The organism is Streptomyces sp. BR123 (assembly GCF_013401435.1).
Classification (GTDB): domain Bacteria; phylum Actinomycetota; class Actinomycetes; order Streptomycetales; family Streptomycetaceae; genus Streptomyces.
On record NZ_JACBGN010000348.1, the window covers coordinates 1 to 6,944 of the forward strand.

At 72.4% G+C, this 6,944-nt stretch carries 5 protein-coding genes; 4 read left to right on the forward strand and 1 reads right to left on the reverse strand.

The window, feature by feature from the left end:
• Positions 1 to 323: 323 nt before the first annotated feature.
• Genes HYE82_RS32190 through HYE82_RS32205 form a run of 4 tightly spaced genes read left to right on the forward strand, consistent with a single transcriptional unit; the run spans position 324 to position 4,768 of the window.
• Entirely contained in the window at positions 324 to 1,466 is a 1,143-nt protein-coding gene (locus HYE82_RS32190; RefSeq protein WP_309144517.1) for a PP2C family protein-serine/threonine phosphatase, read from the forward strand.
• Positions 1,463 to 1,909 carry a helix-turn-helix transcriptional regulator gene (locus tag HYE82_RS32195; protein WP_179177744.1) on the forward strand — a complete coding sequence of 149 codons (447 nt, stop codon included), beginning with the start codon at positions 1,463 to 1,465 and terminating at the stop codon, positions 1,907 to 1,909. The genes HYE82_RS32190 and HYE82_RS32195 overlap by 4 nt, the downstream gene beginning before the upstream one ends.
• A 10-nt stretch (positions 1,910 to 1,919) precedes the next feature.
• The gene (locus HYE82_RS32200; protein ID WP_179177745.1) at positions 1,920 to 2,330 is read left to right on the forward strand and encodes a VOC family protein; all 411 of its coding nucleotides are present in this window, start codon (positions 1,920 to 1,922) and stop codon (positions 2,328 to 2,330) included.
• Positions 2,331 to 2,377: 47 nt separating this feature from the next.
• Positions 2,378 to 4,768: an excinuclease ABC subunit UvrA gene (locus tag HYE82_RS32205; RefSeq protein ID WP_179177746.1), complete on the forward strand. Its 2,391-nt coding sequence runs from the start codon at positions 2,378 to 2,380 to the stop codon at positions 4,766 to 4,768.
• A 65-nt stretch (positions 4,769 to 4,833) separates the two neighbouring features.
• Here HYE82_RS32205 and HYE82_RS32210 read toward each other — a convergent pair whose 3' ends face one another.
• Positions 4,834 to 6,900: a SpoIIE family protein phosphatase gene (locus tag HYE82_RS32210; protein ID WP_179177747.1), complete on the reverse strand. Its 2,067-nt coding sequence runs from the start codon at positions 6,898 to 6,900 to the stop codon at positions 4,834 to 4,836.
• Positions 6,901 to 6,944 lie beyond the last annotated feature (44 nt).

Consider the following 6,944-nt stretch of genomic DNA (forward strand, 5'->3'; position numbering starts at 1 on the left):
GGTACGTCCGGGGGGCTGCTGCTCATCCGTGCTGCTCTCCAGCGCTCGACATGCGGAAAGGGGGCCCGGGGGCCGGCCGGACGCCCCGACGCCCGTACACAGGCCCATGCCCGTCCACCACCCTTCTACGCCCCCGACCGCCCTGCGGCGACCTGCCGCTGGTCCCGGCCCGTCCCGTGCAGGACCGGCCCGTCCCGTGCAGGACCGGGCCGCCCGGCTGCGACTGGCAGCGATCCGCTTGTGCGAGGCAGGCTTGAGCCATGAGGGCGCTCCTCCGCTTGCCTCCCGGACCGGGAGGCGGCAGTCAACACCAGGTGGTTTTCGTGCTCGCGCAGTGCGTGCCCTTCGTGATCGCACTGCTGGTGCTCGCCATCGAACTCACCCCCGCGCACTTCATCTACACCGGCCCGGTGCTGGTCGCGACTCCGGCCCTGGCCGCGGTGACCATGGGCCCCGTGGGCACGCTCGCCGCGGTGCTGCTGGCCGTCGGGGTGAGCATCACCACCGCCACCTACAACCAGGCCTGGGGAAGCCAACAGGTCTACACCAATTTCTTCGCCCTGTTCCTCGTGTCGGTGGCGGGCTTCACCACGAGCCGCGCCGCGCGGACGCGCCAGGAGAACGAGCTCAACCGGATCCGCCGGATCGCCACCGCCGCGCAGGAGGTCCTGCTGCGCCCCGTACCGGACCGGCTGGGTCCCGTACGCGCGGCCAGCCTCTACCTCGCGGCCGAGAAAGGGGCGCAGATCGGCGGCGACCTCTACGACGCCGTCCAGACCCGGTACGGGGTCCGGATGATCGTGGGCGACGTCCGGGGCAAGGGGCTGCCCGCAGTGCGGGCCGCCGCCGTCGTCCTGGGCGCGTTCCGCGAGGCCGTGCACTACGAGGACGATCTCGTCGAGGTCATGAACCACTGCGGCGAGGCCCTGCGTCGCGACGCCGCCGTGGCGGGCGCGTCCGGCGGCGACGGCGTGACGGAGGGGTTCGTGACCGCGGTCGTGGTCCAGGTGCGGGACGACGGGCCGACTGCCGAGGTGGTCAACCGCGGCCACCCGCCCCCGCTGCTGCTGAGCCACGGCAGGGTCAGCGCCCTGACCCCCGCCTCCCCCATGCCGCCGCTGGGCCTGGAGGAGTTCATCACCGACCTGCCCGAGAAAGCCGACAGCTATCCCTTCGCCCCCGGGGACCGGATGCTGCTGCACACCGACGGGGTCATCGAAGCCCGAGACCGCGACAACGCCTTCTTCGCCCTGCCCGAGGCGATGGAGGCGCTGCGCGACTGCACCGGGCCGGAGTTCCTGGAGAGCCTCCACCGGGGACTGGTCCGCCACACGCAGGGCTCCCTGGCGGACGACGTCGCCGTCATCCTCGTCGACCGGCTCGACGCGGAGCCCGCCGAGGGTGCGGCCGCCGCCGAGGGTGCGGCCGCGGGGAAGGACGCCGGTGTGGCACGATTTTCCGGATGACCGGAAAGTCCGCCGCCGCCGCGCAGCACCTGCGCGACCTGGCCCTCCTGCGCAGGGTCCGCGACCGGATCGACCGCGAGTACGCGCAGCCGCTGGACGTGGAGGCCCTCGCCCGCGGCGTGCACATGTCGGCGGGGCACCTCAGCCGGACGTTCAAGCGGGCCTACGGGGAGTCGCCGTACGGCTACCTCATGACGCGGCGCATCGAGCGCGCCATGGCCCTGCTGCGGCGCGGCGACCTCAGCGTCACGGAGGTCTGCTTCGCCGTCGGCTGCTCCTCCCCGGGCACCTTCGGCACACGCTTCACCGAGCTGGTCGGCATGCCCCCCGGCGCCTACCGGCGCGCGGCGGCGGGCGCGGCGGAGGGCATCCCCTCGTGCGTGGCGAAGCAGGTCACCAGACCGATCAGGAATCGAGAAGCGCGGGCCCCGGGCCGCGGCTAGCGTGACGGGCATGGACATCAGGATTCATGCGAGCTTCCTCCCGCACGCCGACCCGGAGGCCTCCCTGGCCTTCTACCGCGACACCCTCGGCTTCGAGGTCCGCAAGGACGTCGGATACGGCGGCATGCGCTGGATCACGGTCGGTCCCCCCGGCCGGCCGGGCACTTCCATCGTCCTGCACCCCCCGGCCGCCGACCCCGGCGTCACCGACGACGAGCGCCGCACCATCACCGAGATGATGGCCAAGGGCACCTACGCCGGCATCCTCCTGGCCACCGCCGACGTCGACGGCACCTTCGAGCGCGTGGCCGCCGACGGCGCCGAAGTCGTCCAGGAGCCCACCGACCAGCCGTACGGCATCCGGGACTGCGCGTTCCGCGACCCCGCCGGCAACCTGATCCGCATTCAGGAACTGGCCTGACCGTCCGACCGAGCCGGACGGCCCCACAGATGGAGGCAACCGAGAGCATGGCCACGAGCAAGAACCCGAAGCCGCCCGCACGGCACGCCGCCGACAGCCACGACCTGATCCGCGTGGTCGGCGCCCGCGAGAACAACCTCAAGGACGTCAGCATCGAGATCCCGAAGCGCCGGCTGACGGTCTTCACCGGTGTCTCCGGCTCCGGCAAGAGCTCGCTGGTCTTCGACACGATCGCCGCCGAGTCGCAGAGGCTGATCAACGAGACCTACAGCGCTTTCGTCCAGGGCTTCATGCCCGCCCTGGCCCGACCCGAGGTCGACGTCCTCGACGGCCTGACCACGGCGATCACCGTCGACCAGCAGCGCATGGGAGGCGACCCCCGCTCCACCGTCGGAACCGCCACCGACGCGGACGCGATGCTGCGGATCCTCTTCAGCCGGCTCGGCAAGCCGCACATCGGCCCGCCCAGCGCGTACTCGTTCAACACCGCCTCGGTCCGGGCGAGCGGCGGACTCACCGTCGACCGCGGCGCCGCCAAGACCAAGACCGTCAAGGCGACCTACGAGCGCACCGGCGGCATGTGCACGCGCTGCGAGGGACGCGGCACGGTGTCCGACATCGACCTCACCCAGCTGTACGACGACTCCAAGTCGATCGCCGAGGGCGCGTTCACCATCCCCGGCTGGAAGTCGGACAACGTGTGGACCGTCGGGATCTACGCCGGATCCGGCTTCCTCGACCCGAACAAGCCGATCCGCCGGTTCACGAAGAAGGAGATGCAGGACTTCCTCTACCGCGAGCCGACCAAGGTGAAGGTCAACGGCGTCAACCTCACCTACGAAGGACTCATCCCCAAGATCCACAAGTCGTTCCTGTCGAAGGACAAGGAGGCGATGCAGCCCCACATCCGCGCCTTCGTGGAACGGGCCGTCACCTTCACCACCTGCCCCGAATGCGACGGAACCCGGCTCAGCGAAGCAGCCCGCTCGTCGAAGATCGGCGGGATCAGCATCGCCGACGCCTGCGCGATGGAGATCCGGGACCTGGCCGAGTGGGTCCGCGGCGTCGAGGAGCCCTCGGTCGCCCCGCTGCTCACCGCGCTGCAGCACACCCTCGACTCGTTCACGGAGATCGGCCTGGGCTACCTCTGCCTCAACCGGCCGTCCGGCACGCTGTCGGGCGGCGAGGCCCAGCGCGTGAAGATGATCCGCCACCTCGGCTCCTCCCTCACCGACGTCACGTACGTCTTCGACGAGCCCACGGTCGGCCTGCACCCGCACGACATCCAGCGCATGAACGACCTGCTGCTGCGCCTGAGGGACAAGGGCAACACGGTGCTCGTCGTCGAGCACAAGCCGGAGGCGATCGCCATCGCCGACCACGTCGTGGACCTCGGCCCCGGCGCCGGCACCGAGGGCGGCACCGTCTGCTTCGAGGGCACCGTCGAGGCGCTGCGGGGCAGCGGCACCGTCACCGGACGCCACCTCGACGACCGGGCCGCCCTCAAGGACGCGGTCCGCGAGCCCACCGGCACGCTGGAGATACGCGGAGCCACGGCGAACAACCTGCGCGACGTCGACGTGGACATCCCGCTCGGGGTCCTCACCGTCATCACCGGCGTCGCCGGCTCCGGCAAGAGCTCCCTCGTCCACGGCTCCATCCCCGCCGACGAGGGCGTGGTCTCGGTCGACCAGAGCCCGATCCGCGGCTCCCGGCGCAGCAACCCGGCCACGTACACCGGACTCCTCGACCCGATCCGCAAGGCCTTCGCCAAGGCCAACGGGGTGAAGCCGGCGCTGTTCAGCGCCAACTCCGAGGGCGCCTGCCCCGCCTGCAACGGCGCCGGCGTGGTCTACACCGACCTGGCGATGATGGCCGGAACCGCCACCACCTGCGAGGACTGCGACGGGAAGCGGTTCCAGCCCGCGGTGCTGGAGTACCACCTCGGTGGCCGCGACATCAGCGAGGTGCTCGCGATGCCGGTGACCGAGGCCGAGGAGTTCTTCGCCGCCGGCGAAGCCCACACCCCGGCCGCACACCGGATCCTGCAGCGGCTCACCGACGTCGGGCTCGGCTACCTCACCATCGGCCAGCCGCTCACCACGCTGTCGGGCGGCGAGCGGCAGCGGCTCAAACTGGCCACGCACATGGCCGACAAGGGCGGCGTCTACGTCCTCGACGAGCCGACCACCGGCCTGCACCTCGCCGACGTCGAGCAACTCCTCGGCCTGCTCGACCGGCTGGTGGACTCCGGCAAGTCGGTCATCGTCATCGAGCACCACCAGGCGGTCATGGCACACGCCGACTGGATCATCGACCTCGGCCCCGGCGCGGGCCACGACGGAGGACGGATCATCTTCCAGGGCACGCCCGCCGAGCTGGTCGCCACCCGCTCCACGCTCACGGGCGAACACCTGGCGGACTACGTGAAGCCCTGACCGAAGGATCCGGGCCCCCGCCGGGCGCGACAGCGGCCTTCCCCCGGGCCGCCGGTCGTCGCCGGTCAGACGCCGATGCGGGCGATGAGGATGGCGATGTCGTCGTCCGCGGACGCGGGGACCAGGCCCGTGACGAGGGTGTCGCACAGGTGGTCCAGGGGGCGCTCGGGTTCGGCGAGCAGCCGGGTGAGCTCCCCGAGCCGTTCGTCGATGTCGGTGCCCCGGGCTTCGATGAGCCCGTCCGTGTACAGGACCAGCAGGGAGCCGGGCGGCAGGAGCAGGCGGGTGGTGGTGAAATCGATGCCGCCGACGCCCAGCGGGACGCCCGGCGGAGTGCTCACCACCCGGGCGCTGCCGTCCGGTTGGACCGCCACCGGCGGGGGGTGTCCGGCGCGGGTGACGGTGCACTCGCCGGTGCGCGGGTCGCAGGTGACGTAGAGGAAGGTGGCCAGCATCGGCTCGGCGAGGTCGGCGAGCGCCGCCTCGAGCTGGTGCAGCATGTCCGTCGGCGGCAGGTCGAGGCGCCCCAGCGCCCGGACGCTGGCGGACAGGCGGCCCATGACCGCGGCCGCGGGCATGCCGTGCCCCATGACGTCGCCGATCAACAGGGCGGCCCTGCCGTCGGGGAGCTGGAGGACGTCGTACCAGTCCCCGCCCACCTCGTTGATGTCGCTGGCGGGCAGGTAGCGGTGCGCCACCTCGATGCCGGTCGGTGCGGCGATGTGCTGCGGGAGCATGCTGCGCTGGAGCAGCACCGCGGTCTCGTGCTCGTGCTGGTAGAGGCGGGCGTTGTCGATGCTGATGGCGGCGCGGGCGGCGAGTTCCCCGGCGAGGACGACGTCGTCGGACCCGAACGGGCCGACGGGGCGCGTCCGGTACAGGGTGGCCACCCCCAGGACCAGGTCGCGGGCGACGAGGGGGACCATCATGAACGAGTGCACCCCCGCTTTGAGCAGTTGCGCCGGCCTGTCGGTGCGGCGGGCGGCGAGGGCGACGGCCCGCTGGTCGAAGCGGGCGAGGACGTACGGCTGCCGGACGCTCAGGGCCTGCGTGTACGGGGCTCCGGCCGGGAAGACGAGGGTCCTCCCGATCGGGGCGACGACATCGCCGAGGGCCCTGCCGGTCAGCGGGGACTTGCCCAGGCGCCGCAGCTCCACACCCGCCGTCAGGCCCAGGCCCGGCTCGCCTCCGCGGGCCAGGGTCTCCAGGACGTCGACGGTCACCACGTCGGCGAGGTGCGGCACGGCGAGGTCGGCGAGTTCCTGCGCGGTCCGCTCCAGCTCCAGGCTGGCCCCCATCCGTACGCTGGCCTCGCTGAGCAGGGCGAGCCGGCGCCGGCCCACCTCGGCGGCGGTGTGGTCGCGCTGCTGCTCGGTGACGTCCACCAGTGTGGCGATCACACCGATCGGCCGGTCCATGGGGTCCTCGACACGGACGTAGGAGCACGACCACACCCGGTCGTGGCCCGGGTCCGCCGGCGTACGCCCCCTGCGCCGCCGGTCCAGGAGCGGCTCCCCGGTGTCCAGCACCTCCCGCATCGCCTGCTCCATCTCGGCGGCGTTCACCTGGGGCAGCACCTCGGCGAGCCGCCGCCCGATGTGGGAGGACTCCGGCAGGCCGTTCATCCGCTCCAGGGCCGGATTGACGCTCAGGAAGCGCAACTGGGTGTCGAGGACGCCGATCCCCACCGGCGACCGGGCGAACAGCCCCTCCCACACCGCCGACGACCCGCGGACGCGGCGCGCCGCGTGGGCGTCGGCGGCGAACACCAGCACCGCCGACGCCGAGCCCTGCCGGTCGGGGACCGGGCAGGCCCAGATCTCCAGCTCCAGCGGATGGCCCTCGCGGTGCCAGGCGGTCACCGTGCCCATCACCCCGCGCCCCGTGGCGGCCGTCTCCCACAGGGCCCGCCCCAGACTGCGGTCGGCGCCCGGGTGCAGCAGGTCGGCGATGTGCCGCCCCAGAACCTCGGGCGGCGGGTACCCCAGGAGTTCCTGGGCGGCATGGTTCCAGCGGACGATCCGGCCGTCGCAGCCCGTGGCCACCTGGGCCACCGGCAGGGCGCCCAGCCAGCCGCCGGCGTCCTGCGCGGCGCCGCTGATCAGCTCCTCTATCGAGGTCTGCTCACGCATGGTCCACCCACCCGGACCGGATCCGCACGACGATCCTCCACACC